A 12,540-nucleotide genomic window follows, 5' to 3' on the forward strand; every position below is an offset into this window, starting at 1 on the left:
ATTGGGACACTCATGGCCGGTGAAATCATACGCTAGGGTGACCCGACAAGCCATGGCGGCGTTGTGCTGGAAGGCTCGACGACGGACATATGCCTGGGCCAGGCCATCGCTTATATCGGACACAAAGTTCAATGTCCCAAGTGCAAAGGCATCTTCCCCATTGCCGAGGGCGTCCTCACCACGATCCTGTACGGGAGGGGCGTCACCGTGGCAGGCATGAAGACCGCTTGCGGCGCGACTCTCAACCCTACACAGTTTACCGATACGGTGGAGTGGAGCAGCGGCGACGCGGGTGCGGGGTCCTCGAAAGCTGCCGCCACCCCGGCACTGGTGGCTGCTGCTGGTGCCGCAGCCTCGGCTTTGGCAAAATTCCCGGACGATAGCCCGGATGAACAGATACGGGTCGTTGATCACAAGACGGGCGAGCCGATCCCGGAACTTGCCTATTACATCGAAGCTCCCGATGGTTCAGTCTACACCAGCCTCACCGATGAAGATGGTTTATGCGAACGGGTGGCGACCTACCAGCCAGAGGAATTGTCCGTTTATTTTGGCGAAGACGCCGAAAAGAAAAAACAGGGGGCATGATGCTCGACAAGGTCAAGACTAACTATGAAAAGGAGTCCGTCGTTCCCGTCCCCTACAAACGTAAAGTTCGCTTACTTTTATGGGGTGGCGCAGCAACACCAGGCGACAATAGCGCCGGGCCACTCGCAATGTCATCAAAGCTTACAAAGCAAGCGACAAGTCCAGCACCATTGAGCAGCACCAGATCCGGGTGGCCCAAGACATTATCAAGCATCACGGCGGACTTCTCGACGCAACTTGCCAAAGCGGGCAAGTCTGCGTCCGTTGTTATCGGTCACGCCGACCAGGCCAACCCGAACATCAATGGCGGCGGCGAAAAAAATAGTGAGCAGGATTACAGGCATGGCCAGCGAGTTATCTTCAGCAAAGGCAAGATTATCCAAGTCACCAAGCAGAAGCGCCATCTGGCCGAACGCGATCTCGAAGCATTGGCAAAGAAATCCCAACCATGAAAATTGCTCGCCTGCTTTCCTCCAGTTTCCTCGTGCTGGCAGTGGCCCTCGTCGCTTATGGTCTTTTCGGCTTCTCCCGTTTTGCCTGGTACACCGGCGCATACTATGATGAGCGCATGATCTTGTTCGATCACGGCTTCTATCCTTTTGCGTGGGGTATCGCGCTGCTGCTGATGGGGCAGATCGCCCGCTTGCACCATCGTCGACCGGCGATGCTGCTCGCCGCTGGCGCCGCCCTGGCGCTGCTTCTCTGGAAGCGTGCAACAGTGCCCGCTCCTATCGCCAATCAGCAACTTTTCCCGGATCCAGCTTTACTCGAGGGACTGATTGTTACCGCTGTCGTGGTCATCGTCCTGGCACTGATAGACCGTCCCATCGAGCAAGCCATCCGCAAGGCTCTTGCCCGTACCCGGTGATCCCGGGGGCCAGATCCACTCGGATACGATCTCGGCATGAAAAAATCATTGCTACGATATGAGTTGCTTAATAGCCCTTCGATACTTTGCTACCCGCTCCATATCCTTCTGCGTCGGCTCCTCTATCCTCGACAAGTCACTATTCTCAGCCAGATCCGCCAGCTTGACGGCCTTGCCGACCGGGTTCAAGGCCGCGCGGGCGATGAAGTCCTCGTATGATTCGCCCTCGACCTTGGTCACGGCGCGCACGCCGTCGATGACTTCCGGGAAAATCCTTCGTGCGCCAGGTCGTCGAAGGTGACTTTGCCGTCGCTGTCTTCCACCACGTCATGCAGCACGGCGACGATCTGCTGGGCGCCGGGGGCGACGCGCAGCATCACGCGCAAGGGGTGCAAAATGTACGGCGCGCCGCCCTTGTCTGTCTGGCCGGCATGGGTGGCGGCGGCGATTTGAATGGCGCGCTCGAGGGTGCCGCGACTTGCGTGTTGACTCATGTTCACTCCTTGTTCACTCCAGGTTGATTGATGTGTCCGCTGCACGCCAGCCGCGGCGCTGCAAGTGGCACACGCTGCTGCACAGCAAGGCTGGCACCAATAAATTGAGGACCGGGACGAGCATCAGCAAGCACAGCAGCAGGCCCAGGGCAACAATCGCCGGACGCTGCTCGCGGCGCAGCGCCGCTTGCCGATCCGCGCCAAGCACACCTTCGGCCGCCGCGCCGTAGATCGCCTGGACGTTCCAGGCCAGCAAGTACGCAATCAGTACGCACATGGCCCACACGGGGATCAGCAGGGAAAGCAGCAGCAACAGGCGCCGCCGCCAGGCGGGGCGCGCGGCGGATAGTTGCACGCCGGCCGGCGCCTGCCACGCGGCATAGCGGCGCGCCGCCACGGCCTTGGCGCGTTCCAGCAACAGCCAGCGCAGCGGCAAGCGCGCCGTGCCGATGGCACCGACGATAAAGACCATCACGTAGAAAAATGCAGCCAGCGCCAGCAGCGCCAGGGCGATCTGGCCTATCGACAGCATGGCTTTGGCGGCGCTGCCCAGACCGCCGGCGATATTGCCCATCTGCGAGATGGTGGCCGGCCCGTTGGCCAGTGTCCCGACGCCATCCATCACGCCCAGGCCCAGCAAGCCGGTGACGGACACCAACGCCAGCATGGCGCCGAGTTCGACAAAAAAACGGCCGAAATAGCTATACAGTCCCAGCCACAGCGCCACGACCGCCATGCACCACAGCGCGGAGCGCCACCACAGTCCCCCATGACGAGTATCGCGCAGCCCCAGGCCGACGCACGTGAAGGCTTGCCGCCAGGCCAACAGCCAGGTTTGCAATGTTTTTGTCACCTTCGGGGCATGCTCCGCAATCAAGGGGCGGATACGTCGATCCGGATGTTGCCGATTGTACATGGACAAGGCTGGCGCACGCGCAGCGCAGGGCAAACCCGACGCAGCGCCATCAGCCTTCATCAAAGGCTATCGAAACGCCAAAGCCGTCGCAGCCTGCTCGGCACTGTCGCAAGCAGACGCATAGCAGACCCGGTTTCTCCCCGATGCCTTGGCCTTGTAGAGTGCCTTATCCGCGAGCTCAACCAACTCGACCGCCTGGTTTTCCAGGTACGTCGGCATCAACGCCGCCACGCCGACGCTGGCCGTCACCACGCCGAGAGGATTGCCCCGATGCTCGATTCCCAGCGATTGCATGGCCTGGCGGACGTCTTCCGCCACCCTCAATGCGCCCGGCAGATCCGTCCCCGGCAATAAAATGACCATTTCCTCGCCGCCATAGCGTGCCGCAAGGTCGCCCGGCCTGCGCATGCTGTAGGCCACCACTTTGCCGAGTTTTCTCAGGCATTCGTCACCGGCCACATGACCATAGATATCGTTGTATTGTTTAAAGAAGTCGACATCGATCAACACCAGTCCAAGTGAGCTATTTTCACGCTGCGCACGGCTGAACTCGGCAAGCAGCGACTGATCGAAGTGGCGCCGGTTCGCCAGCCCTGTCAATCCATCCTGGCTGGCAAGGCGGGCCAGGGTTTCATTGATCAATTCCAACTCGTTGCGCGCCTCGACCAGTCCTGCCTCGCTTTTTACCCGCAAATCGATCAGCCGCACCACGCGGTATCCGATAAACGCGATCAACAGTACCAGCATCCCGCCCACGGCGTTTTGCATCAACGTATCGAGGCGCCATGCAGCGAGGACTTCATCCTGTGACAATGCGGCAGAGACCACCAGCGGATATTCTTCGACTCTTCGATAGCTATTGATACGCGTCACGCCATCGACTCTCGACTTGATCACGGCCGTGCCGACGGGGCTTTTCGGTAAATAATCATGAAATAAGGGAAACTGAGAAAGATCGCGCCCCAGCAAACTCTCATCGAATGGCCTGCGCAATAAAAGAATACCCGCGCGATTCGCAATGAAAATGGCGCCCTTTTCGCCTATCGCAAAACGTTCATAAAACAGCCTGAAATAATGCATATCGATGGTCGCCAGCACCACGCCGCCGAAACTTCCGTCAGGCATATTGATCCGCCGCGACACGGTAACAATCCAGTGTCCCGTCGATTTGCTGCGCACGGGAGGACCGACATACGGCCCCCGGTCAGCATGCGTTCGATGGTAGTTGAAATAATCGCGATCGGAATTATTCAGATTGCTCAACAAGGTTTTCTGAGAGTTCACGAGCCAGCTGCCATCGCTGGCATAGACGAAGATGCCGTGCAGTTGCGGCAGCTCGGCTACGCGGGTGACCAGCAATTTATGGATGCGAGCCAGTTCAAGATCGGAGACACCATCTGTTTCCACCCGCTCCACCAGGCCGACCAGCACCGTATCGGCCTCCTTGATGGTGTCATAGGCATGCTGGGCAACGGATTGCGCCAGGTTGGCACTTTCACGGGCAGCTTCATGCAGTTGCACTTCCCGTGCACGCAAGGTCATCCATAACTGGGTCGCCAGGAGCGACAGGCACACCAGCACGACAAATGCGATCGCCAGCGGCAGCAAGGAAAATCCCCGGAAGCCCGCTCCCAACAATCGTGGCGGCAAGCTGCGTGACCTGGTCATGGATACACTCCCGGTTTGATATCCGGCAAAGTGTGCACCAAATAGGCAGCGACATACTCACACTTCGTCACAAAAGAATGGATATACGCCCATTACGTAAAGACAAACTGGCAGGCCAGTCCGCACGCGTGTCGCGCTTTGATGACGTGTATGACCGGAACGCCACCATCAAATTGATACGCCTGTTTCTGCAACATCCCATGGTCACCAAGGTCTTCTTTAACGATGGCGAGGTGCAAAAGACGATCGCCGGTGGGCGAGTCCGGTCTCTGCAAGGGCACGATAACCATCTGCACATTGAAATCAGAGAGCACTGATGAATACTCGGCTTGCATGCTGCACCATGGCGCTCGCGCTATTCTCACCGTCGCAAGCCGCTGACAAGCAGCCGGTCTGGAATGGCGAACCACGGCCCTTGCGGGGTGACTATCAGATCTATGGTGGAACCTTGTCCGAAATGCTGCCGCCCACGCGAAACGACCGAAAAGTGGCAATCATGGACAAAGGGGAATTGGCACGGGAACTATTTACCCAGATCGGGCCCGACGTGAAACAGGAGCAGGCATGCAGCTCCTCGGCAGACTACCGGGAGCTGCGCAGGGGGGACATTACCTGCGCTCATACAAAAGGAGCAGCATACGCATGCTATTTCGGACTCGATCTGCGTACGGGAAAAGGAATGCATGGAGCGATCTGCTAGCCTGAATTTTGCCTGACTTTGGTAGAACCAAGGCCAGGCACATGGCGCTGCAGCCCTCCTACCTTCGACTCAACGGCACATACTCGCCCGGCAAGCCCGCCGCCTCCAGCGCATCGGCGAACGCCAATAGAAACTTCGCCGGGCCATGTTCGGACACCAGCAGGGAGGCGCCCTTGTGGCGCAGCAGTTTCAATACCTCTTGCTGGTGCGCCTGGTATTCCTGCGAATGGCCGTAGAACGTTTGATACATCTCAAGGGTTTCCATGGCCTTGGCGGCCAGGATGAATTCGGGTTTGTCCATGATGTCTCCTCGTTGTTACTGCCAAAACCACGAAAAAAACCTGCAGGACGTGCTGTCGCGTGCCGGTCGCACTGCCTTGCGGCAACCACATCCGTATTTCCATCATACGCCTCAAGCCGGCCGTTGCGCCGTCCTGCCGTGCATCTTTTTCTCTCCCGCCCGTCCGGCACCATTCCTGCTGTGCGCACGCTAGCCGTGTGGTTCCGCGCATGGCATCATGCGCGTTGCCCATACACTCCAACGACACATGGACCAATATCACTTCCTCGTAGGCGAATTCAAGAAAAATTGCCCCTTTATTCCCTCCACGGCCAGCGCGCAGCTGTTCGCCTGGTTCGCGCACATCGGCGAACCCGTCGAGCGCTACGGTAACAAGCGCGGCAAGATCGTCAAGTTCTCACAGCGAAATTACGAGAAGATGCTGTTCGCGCCAGAGACCAACAGCATCGGACTGCTTTCGCCGCGTATCGTGCCGCCCGACGAAGCTGACGAGGCCGTCAACTGCGACGCGCAGGCCATGTATTCGTCAGACTCGGAGCTGGTTCTGTCCATACGCGCCAGCAAGCTTGCGCTGGCGCCGCTGTTCGACGGTGCGCGGGCCATACCCGGCCTGTTTGAGCATTGCGAGTACGTGTACTGCTACGCTGAAACGCAGGGCTATGGCACCGGCTACGCACTCGGCTACCGGCAGCTCGATGAGGCCCATCCGATGACCTTTGGCACGCCTTGCCCCGCAAATAACTGGGCCGCCATCAAGCGGCGCGGGTTGCAAGATGCGCACCTGCGCGATGTCTATCCCATCAATGGTTTCACGCAAGCCAGGCTGGATGCGCTGCCGCCCGGGCGCCGGCAAGCGCTGCGCGCTGCGATGCAAGCCCATGGCCGCTGTGAAGAACATGCCGGCTGGATCTTCTGGTACTTGCAGCCCGGGGAACTGGAAGCGGCCCGCGCCGCACTGAACGCACACGCCATGCTGGGCGCCTACATCAACCACCGAAGCTCATGAGCACACATTTCTCGCTGCACTGTTATCTGCAGGACGAGGCCGCAGAACGGCCCCTGCCCTGTTCCGACGTGACCATCCAGGCCGACCCGGCCACCTTGCGCGCCATTGCCCATTTTCTGCTGGCCAGCGCGGACGCGTTTGATCTGGCGCAAGACCGGGCCGGCATGCACGCCCATCTGCAAGACGAGTGGGAAGGCTGGCAGGACGACTTCCCCGACCTCGTCGTCGTGGCGGCCTGAGGTGAGGCTGAGAATGGCGCCCCGCTTGCTGCGCGTCGGGTAACATACGCCACCCTTGCCATACAGAGAACCTTGATGCCCGATTTCCGAACCGCCCTGCCGTCGCTGCGCGCCGCCGTGCTGGCCGCCGCGCTGGCCAGCCTGTCCGCCTGCGCCAGCCCGCCCGCGCACGAAACGCTGTTCCTCGCCACCACCTTGACCGCCCCGCATTCCTTTACCAAGGGCATCGAAGGCCCGGCCGTCGATGCGGACGGCAATATCTATGCCGTCAACTTTGCGCGCCAGCAAACCATCGGCAAGGTCAGCCCCGGCGGCGCTGGCGAGGTCTACCTGACCCTGCCCGGTACCAGCATCGCCAACGGCATCCGCTTCGGCAGCCGGGGGCAGATGTATTTGGCCGACTACATGGAACACACGATCTACCTGGTCGATCCGGCCACGCGCGCATTGTCCATCCACGCGCGCGAGCCGCGCATGACGCAGCCGAACGATATCGCCATCACGGCCGACGACGTGCTGTATGCGAGCGACCCGAACTGGAAGGAAAACACGGGCCGCGTGTGGCGCATCGCAGCCGACGGCACGGTGACCCTGGCGCTCGATACCATGGGTACGGCCAACGGCATCGAAGTGAGCCCCGATGGCAAGATTTTGTATGTAAATGAAAGCGTGCAGCGCAATATCTGGATGTATGACATCGCTGCGGACGGCAGTCTGAGCGGCAAGCAATTGCTGATCAAGTTCGACGATTTCGGCATGGACGGCATGCGCGTGGACGTCGACGGCAACCTGTACGTGACGCGCTACGGCAAGGGCAGCGTCGTCAAATTGTCGCCGCAGGGCCGCATCTTGCGCGAGATCAGCGTGCCCGGCGCCAAGCCCAGCAACATCACCTTCGGCGGCCCCGATGGCCGCACGGCCTACGTGACGGAAGTGGTGCAGGGACGGCTGCTGCAATTCCGCGTCGACCGCCCGGGCCTAGAATGGCAGCGGGCGCAGGAGCGCCGCAAGACCGAATAGCAAGCCACATGGTGCTGGCGGCGCATGGCGCGATGTCGGCTTACGCGCTTGCGCGCCAAGCCGACCTACTCTACACCACGATGCATGCGCAGGCTGGGTAGGTCGGGTAGGTCGGCTTAGCCGGAACGGCGTAAGCCGACGAACCAAATAGCAAGCCGACGTGGTCCCGCCATGCCACGATTGCTCAAGGAATTGAAGCAGCGCCTGAAGATGAGCTGAGGCTCAATATAAAACGTTCTTCGCTTCCGGCTGGTCGACATTGACCTTGGTGACGATCACCACGCCCGTGTTGACGAACGGTGCGACCTTCTTGCCTTCGATCAGGCTGACGAGGGTTTTCACGCCCAGCGCGCCCATCGAATACGAACCCTGCACGGCGGTCGCATACAGGGTGCCGTCCTTGACGAAGTTTTTCAGGTCCTCATTGCCGTCGAAGCCCACGGCGATCACCTTGCCGGCCTTGCCCGCCTGCGCGATGGCGCGGCCCATGCCCACGGCCGTCGGCTCGTTGGCGCCGAAGATACCCTTCAAGTCCGGATTCGAGGCCAGCACGTCGGTCGTCTGGTTCAGCGCCGTGGCCATCTGCGATTGCGAGTAATACGTGCCGACGATCTGCAGCTGCGAGTTCTTTTCGATGTAGCGCTTGAAGCCGCCCACCCTGCCCGTCTCGGAACCGGCGCCCGCCACGTACGACATCACGGCGATCTTGCCCGTCTTGCCGACCTGCGAAATGAGGGCCTTGGCGCTTTGCTCGCCGGCCGCTTCATTGTCGGTCGACAGGAAGGACTGGTAATAACGCTTGCCGCTGTCGGCCACCAGCGAATCGATCAGCACGACGGGAATCTTCGCTTCCCATGCCTTCTTCAGGGCCGGCACCAGCGCGTCCGGGTCCGACGCGGCCAGCACGATGCCGGCCACCTTGCGCGTGACGGCGTTTTCCACCATGCTGACCTGGTCGGCGATGGCCGATTCCGAGGCCGGCCCCTGGAAGGTCAGGCTGTAGCCCCTGGCGTCGGCGGCGCTGGCCGTGGCGCCCTTCCTGACGTTTTGCCAGTAGTTGGAATTGGTCGTCTTGACGATCACGGCGATCTCGCCCGGGGCGGCGAAGGCGGCGCTGGCGCTCAGGGCAAAGGCTGCGGTCAACAGACCGAGCAAGACGGTGTTGAAGGCTTTGAAGGTGTTCATTGTCGTCCTCATTTAATTATAGATTTGGTGGATTGACTTCATGGCGTACTGCTTGCTGCTTCAGGCGCGGTTGCGCTTCTGATCGATCCAGACGGTCAGCAGGATGACCAGTCCGATAATGATTTGCTGGATAAAGCTCGATACCCCGTTCATGTTCAAGCCGTTGCGCAGGATGCCGATGACGAAGGAACCGATGACGGTGCCGGAAATGGTGCCGATGCCGCCGATCAGCGAGGCGCCGCCGATGACGGCGCTGGCGATCGCATCGAGTTCGTACATCACGCCCTCGTTCGGCTGCGCCGTCACCAGGCGCGACATCAGCACGCAGCCCGTCAGGCCCGACAGGGCGCCGGACAGGGTGTACACCAGCAGGGTCACGCGACCCACCTTCACGCCCGACAGGCGCGCCGCTTCCGCATTCGAGCCGACGGCATAGATATGCCGGCCGAAGGTGGTGCGGCTGAGCATGATGGACACGGCCACGGCGATCACCACCATCAGCACCACCGGATACGGAATGCCGGGAAACACGACTTCGGGAAAGGTGCCGCCCGTGTCTCGCTCGATGCGCCACAGCACGCCGTTACCCAGTTCGCCGAACGACTCGCCCAGGCCGGAAATGGCGCGCGCGCCCGTCACCTGCAGCGCCAGGCCCCGCGCGATCAGCATCATGCCGAGGGTGGCGATGAAGGGCGGCAGTTTCAACTGCGTGATGCAAAAGCCGTTGACGGCGCCGCACATGGCGCCCACCACGACGCCGCCCAGCATGGCGACCGGCACGGGCACGCCGCTTTTCACCAGCAGCGCAGCGGCCACGCCGGCCAGCGCCAGCACGGAGCCGGAACTCAGATCAATGCCGCCCGTGATGATAACGCAGGTGGCGGCTATGCCCAGGTAGGCGATCGACGTCACTTGCAAGGCCACGCTCATGCCGTTGCTGACGGAGAAAAAGGCGTTGCTGGTCAGGGAAAACACCAGCAGCAACAGCGACAGGCTGCCCAGCGCGGCGAATTTTTGGATCAGTTCTTTATTCATTTTTTTAAGCTTTCTGTTTTTGGTGGACTGCCGTCTGGCCAGGAACGGGACTGGCTACGCGCCCCGACGCCAGCTGCATGATCTCTTCCTGCGACGACTCGCGCGTATTGACGATGCCGCTGATGCGCCCTTCATGAAACACGGCCACGCGGTCCGTCATGCCCATGATCTCGGGCAGCTCGGACGTGATCAGCACCACGCCGATGCCTTCCGATGCGAGCTTGTCGAGCAGCTGGTAGATGGCGAACTTGGCGCCCACGTCGATGCCGCGCGTGGGTTCGTCGAAGAAGATGATTTTCGATTCGCGGTACAGCCATTTGCTGATGACGATCTTTTGCTGGTTGCCGCCCGAGAGGTTGCGGGCGACCTGTTGCGAGGTCGGCGTCTTGATACCCAGCGCAGCGATGTACTGCTGCGCCACCGCCTCTTCCCTGGCGAAATCGATGAAGCCGAAACGGTTGGCCAGCGCCGAAACATTCGTCAGGGTCAGGTTGGCCGCCACCGACATGCGCACCGCCAGGCCGTGGCTCTTGCGGTCTTCCGACAGGTAGGCGATGCCGTGTCCGATGGCGTCGATGGGGCTGGTGATCGATACTTGCGTGTCGCCCAGGTGGATCGCGCCGCCGGTGAGCGGATCGGCGCCGAAGATGGCGCGCGCCACTTCCGTACGGCCAGCGCCCATCAGGCCGGAAAAGCCGAGGATCTCGCCGCGCCGCAAGTCAAAGCTCAGCGGGCCGAAGACATCCTTGCGGTGCAAATCGCTCACGCGCAGCAGCACTTCAGCCGTCGGCGTCGAGACGCGGTCGGGAAATTTTTCATCGAGGGTGCGGCCCACCATCCTGGCCACGATGGCGTCCAGCGTGGTGCTGGCAAAATCGTCGGTGCAGACGAATTTCCCGTCGCGCAGCACCGTCACCCTGTCGATGATGTGCTGCATTTCTTCGAGCCGGTGCGAGATGTAGACCACGCTCACGCCGTTGCGCTTGAGTTCATTGATGATGTCGAACAGCTGGCCCGTCTCGCTTTCCGTCAGCGACGACGTGGGCTCGTCCATGATCAGCACTTCCGTATTGAGCGACAGCGCCTTGGCGATTTCCACCATCTGCTGCTGCGCGCAGGACAGGTTTTTCACCAGCTGGCGCGGGTCGATGCGCAGTTTTAAACGGTCCAGCAGCGCCTGCGCATCAGCGCGCATCTTCTTGCGGTCGATGAAGATACCGCGCACCGGTTCGCGCGCCAGGAAAATATTCTCCGCCACGCTCAGGTGCGGGATCAGGTTCAGTTCCTGGTGGATGATGGCGATGCCGGCCGCCTCCGCATCCACGCTGCTGGCAAAACTGCACACCTTGCCCTTGTAGACCAGTTCCCCCTCGTCGGCCTGGTACACGCCGCTCATCACCTTCATCAGGGTGGACTTGCCGGCGCCGTTTTCGCCGCACAGCGCATGCGCCTCGCCCTTGCGCAGGCTGAAACTGACGTTGTCCAGCGCCAGCACGCCGGGAAAGCGCTTGCTGACCTTGTTCAGCGCCAGTATCTCTTCGGATTGATTCATGGTGTGTCTCCTCCACTCCACTGCCATAGGCCGGCGCGCCGATGTCTGAGCATCTTGGCGGCACGCCGGTCTGCTGCCGTATTAACTGTCGATCAGCTGCGGATTCCACGCATGCACGGTCTGCCGCTGTTCGCCGAGGCCTTCGATCCCCAGGCGCATGCTGTCGCCCGGTTTCAGGTACACAGCCGACGGCTTCTGCCCCATGCCCACGCCCGGTGGCGTGCCGGTGCTGATGATGTCGCCCGGGTACAAGGTCATGAAGCGGCTGATGTAGCTGACCAGGTTCGCCACGCCAAAGACCATCGTTTTGGTATTGCCGTCCTGGACGCGCTTGCCGTTCACTTCCAGCCACAGGCCCAGGTTTTGCGGGTCCGCCACTTCATCGCTTGTGACCAGCCAGGGGCCGATGGGGCCGAAGGTATCGCAGCCCTTGCCCTTGTCCCACTGGCCGCCGCGCTCGAGCTGGTATTCGCGTTCGGACAGGTCATTGACAACGCAGTAGCCGGCCACGTGCGACAGCGCCTCCGCTTCACTCACATAGCGCGCGGTGGTGCCGATCACCACGCCCAGCTCCACTTCCCAGTCACTTTTCTGCGAATCCTGCGGCAGCACGACGGCGTCGTTGGCGCCGATGATGGCGCTGGTGGCTTTCATGAACAGCACCGGCTCAAACGGCACGGCCATGCCCGATTCGGCCGCATGGTCGGCGTAGTTCAGGCCCACGCATAAAAACTTGCCCACGCCCTGCCAAGGCGGCGCGATGCGGCCGGGGTTGGCCACCACCGGCAGGCTGCCGATATCGACGGCGGCCAGGGCCGCCAGGCCATCCTTGCCCAGGGTCGCGGCCGTAATATCGGGCAGCACGCCGGACAGGTCGCGCACGGCGCCGTCAGCATCGATCAAGGCAGGTTTTTCAGCGCCCTTGGCGCCATAACGCATCAGTTTCATGTGGTTCTCTCGTTGTAGTG

Annotated in this window: 15 protein-coding genes and 1 pseudogene; 7 read left to right on the top strand and 9 right to left on the bottom strand. The window is 61.1% G+C overall.

What is annotated here, in order from left to right; all coding sequences use genetic code 11:
- Positions 1–48 precede the first annotated feature (48 nt).
- From ACRHIG_RS27425 to ACRHIG_RS27435, 3 genes and pseudogenes are all read left to right on the top strand, one after another.
- Positions 49–588: pseudogene (locus ACRHIG_RS27425) on the top strand (PAAR domain-containing protein); the annotation flags it as partial.
- Positions 585–1,040 carry a hypothetical protein gene (locus tag ACRHIG_RS27430; RefSeq protein WP_489628557.1) on the top strand — a complete coding sequence of 152 codons (456 nt, stop codon included), beginning with the start codon at positions 585–587 and terminating at the stop codon, positions 1,038–1,040. The pseudogene ACRHIG_RS27425 and the gene ACRHIG_RS27430, both read left to right, overlap by 4 nt.
- Positions 1,037–1,456 (top strand): hypothetical protein, encoded by a 420-nt coding sequence (locus ACRHIG_RS27435; RefSeq protein ID WP_489628558.1) that lies wholly within the window; start codon positions 1,037–1,039, stop codon positions 1,454–1,456. The genes ACRHIG_RS27430 and ACRHIG_RS27435 overlap by 4 nt, the downstream gene beginning before the upstream one ends.
- Positions 1,457–1,507: 51 nt before the next feature.
- Here ACRHIG_RS27435 and ACRHIG_RS27440 read toward each other — a convergent pair whose 3' ends face one another.
- The 4 genes from ACRHIG_RS27440 to ACRHIG_RS27455 all read right to left on the bottom strand — a co-directional run bounded on the left by ACRHIG_RS27440 (position 1,508) and on the right by ACRHIG_RS27455 (position 4,534).
- Entirely contained in the window at positions 1,508–1,696 is a 189-nt protein-coding gene (locus tag ACRHIG_RS27440; RefSeq protein WP_489628559.1) for a hypothetical protein, read from the bottom strand.
- Positions 1,693–1,950 carry a hypothetical protein gene (locus tag ACRHIG_RS27445; protein ID WP_489628560.1) on the bottom strand — a complete coding sequence of 86 codons (258 nt, stop codon included), beginning with the start codon at positions 1,948–1,950 and terminating at the stop codon, positions 1,693–1,695. The genes ACRHIG_RS27440 and ACRHIG_RS27445 overlap by 4 nt, the downstream gene beginning before the upstream one ends.
- 13 nt (positions 1,951–1,963) lie before the next feature.
- Positions 1,964–2,803, bottom strand: coding sequence for a hypothetical protein (locus ACRHIG_RS27450; protein WP_489628561.1), 840 nt, complete (start codon positions 2,801–2,803; stop codon positions 1,964–1,966).
- A 129-nt stretch (positions 2,804–2,932) separates the two neighbouring features.
- On the bottom strand, positions 2,933–4,534 hold the full coding sequence (locus ACRHIG_RS27455; RefSeq protein ID WP_489628562.1) for a diguanylate cyclase: 1,602 nt from the start codon (positions 4,532–4,534) through the stop codon (positions 2,933–2,935).
- Positions 4,535–4,611: 77 nt separating this feature from the next.
- Between ACRHIG_RS27455 and ACRHIG_RS27460 the strand changes: the two genes are divergently transcribed.
- Positions 4,612–4,851 (top strand): hypothetical protein, encoded by a 240-nt coding sequence (locus ACRHIG_RS27460; RefSeq protein WP_475417480.1) that lies wholly within the window; start codon positions 4,612–4,614, stop codon positions 4,849–4,851.
- 441 nt (positions 4,852–5,292) lie between these two features.
- Here the strand turns inward: ACRHIG_RS27460 and ACRHIG_RS27465 are convergent, their stop codons facing one another.
- Positions 5,293–5,535, bottom strand: a complete 243-nt coding sequence (locus ACRHIG_RS27465; RefSeq protein ID WP_034781982.1) for a hypothetical protein — start codon at positions 5,533–5,535, stop codon at positions 5,293–5,295.
- Positions 5,536–5,782: 247 nt separating this feature from the next.
- On the opposite strand from ACRHIG_RS27465, the gene ACRHIG_RS27470 reads away from it, so the two are divergent.
- From ACRHIG_RS27470 to ACRHIG_RS27480, 3 genes are all read left to right on the top strand, one after another.
- Positions 5,783–6,541, top strand: coding sequence for a hypothetical protein (locus ACRHIG_RS27470; RefSeq protein ID WP_489628563.1), 759 nt, complete (start codon positions 5,783–5,785; stop codon positions 6,539–6,541).
- Complete coding sequence (locus tag ACRHIG_RS27475; protein ID WP_489628564.1) at positions 6,538–6,780, top strand: Imm32 family immunity protein; 243 nt, start codon at positions 6,538–6,540, stop codon at positions 6,778–6,780. The genes ACRHIG_RS27470 and ACRHIG_RS27475 overlap by 4 nt, the downstream gene beginning before the upstream one ends.
- 75 nt (positions 6,781–6,855) lie before the next feature.
- Positions 6,856–7,800, top strand: coding sequence for an SMP-30/gluconolactonase/LRE family protein (locus ACRHIG_RS27480; protein WP_489628565.1), 945 nt, complete (start codon positions 6,856–6,858; stop codon positions 7,798–7,800).
- 222 nt (positions 7,801–8,022) lie between these two features.
- Here the strand turns inward: ACRHIG_RS27480 and ACRHIG_RS27485 are convergent, their stop codons facing one another.
- From ACRHIG_RS27485 to ACRHIG_RS27500, 4 genes are all read right to left on the bottom strand, one after another.
- Entirely contained in the window at positions 8,023–8,985 is a 963-nt protein-coding gene (locus ACRHIG_RS27485; RefSeq protein WP_489628566.1) for an ABC transporter substrate-binding protein, read from the bottom strand.
- Positions 8,986–9,045: 60 nt separating this feature from the next.
- A complete protein-coding gene (locus tag ACRHIG_RS27490; RefSeq protein WP_034759656.1) occupies positions 9,046–10,020 on the bottom strand; it encodes an ABC transporter permease in 975 nt (324 codons plus the stop codon).
- Positions 10,021–10,024: 4 nt separating this feature from the next.
- Positions 10,025–11,572 (bottom strand): sugar ABC transporter ATP-binding protein, encoded by a 1,548-nt coding sequence (locus ACRHIG_RS27495; RefSeq protein ID WP_489628567.1) that lies wholly within the window; start codon positions 11,570–11,572, stop codon positions 10,025–10,027.
- Positions 11,573–11,653: 81 nt separating this feature from the next.
- A complete protein-coding gene (locus ACRHIG_RS27500) occupies positions 11,654–12,520 on the bottom strand; it encodes a fumarylacetoacetate hydrolase family protein (protein ID WP_489628568.1) in 867 nt (288 codons plus the stop codon).
- Positions 12,521–12,540 lie beyond the last annotated feature (20 nt).

The organism is Janthinobacterium sp. C22, from assembly GCF_057919405.1.

Bases quoted from the DNA above. Each gene is read 5' to 3' on its own strand.
- ACRHIG_RS27495 (WP_489628567.1), bottom strand. From the start codon at position 11,572: ATGAATCAATCCGAAGAGATACTGGCGCTGAACAAGGTCAGCAAGCGC.
- ACRHIG_RS27445 (WP_489628560.1), bottom strand. From the start codon at position 1,950: ATGAGTCAACACGCAAGTCGCGGCACCCTCGAGCGCGCCATTCAAATC.
- ACRHIG_RS27470 (WP_489628563.1), top strand. From the start codon at position 5,783: ATGGACCAATATCACTTCCTCGTAGGCGAATTCAAGAAAAATTGCCCC.
- ACRHIG_RS27480 (WP_489628565.1), top strand. From the start codon at position 6,856: ATGCCCGATTTCCGAACCGCCCTGCCGTCGCTGCGCGCCGCCGTGCTG.
- ACRHIG_RS27460 (WP_475417480.1), top strand. From the start codon at position 4,612: ATGGATATACGCCCATTACGTAAAGACAAACTGGCAGGCCAGTCCGCA.
- ACRHIG_RS27465 (WP_034781982.1), bottom strand. From the start codon at position 5,535: ATGGACAAACCCGAATTCATCCTGGCCGCCAAGGCCATGGAAACCCTT.
- ACRHIG_RS27500 (WP_489628568.1), bottom strand. From the start codon at position 12,520: ATGAAACTGATGCGTTATGGCGCCAAGGGCGCTGAAAAACCTGCCTTG.
- ACRHIG_RS27490 (WP_034759656.1), bottom strand. From the start codon at position 10,020: ATGAATAAAGAACTGATCCAAAAATTCGCCGCGCTGGGCAGCCTGTCG.
- ACRHIG_RS27435 (WP_489628558.1), top strand. From the start codon at position 1,037: ATGAAAATTGCTCGCCTGCTTTCCTCCAGTTTCCTCGTGCTGGCAGTG.
- ACRHIG_RS27455 (WP_489628562.1), bottom strand. From the start codon at position 4,534: ATGACCAGGTCACGCAGCTTGCCGCCACGATTGTTGGGAGCGGGCTTC.
- ACRHIG_RS27485 (WP_489628566.1), bottom strand. From the start codon at position 8,985: ATGAACACCTTCAAAGCCTTCAACACCGTCTTGCTCGGTCTGTTGACC.
- ACRHIG_RS27475 (WP_489628564.1), top strand. From the start codon at position 6,538: ATGAGCACACATTTCTCGCTGCACTGTTATCTGCAGGACGAGGCCGCA.
- ACRHIG_RS27430 (WP_489628557.1), top strand. From the start codon at position 585: ATGATGCTCGACAAGGTCAAGACTAACTATGAAAAGGAGTCCGTCGTT.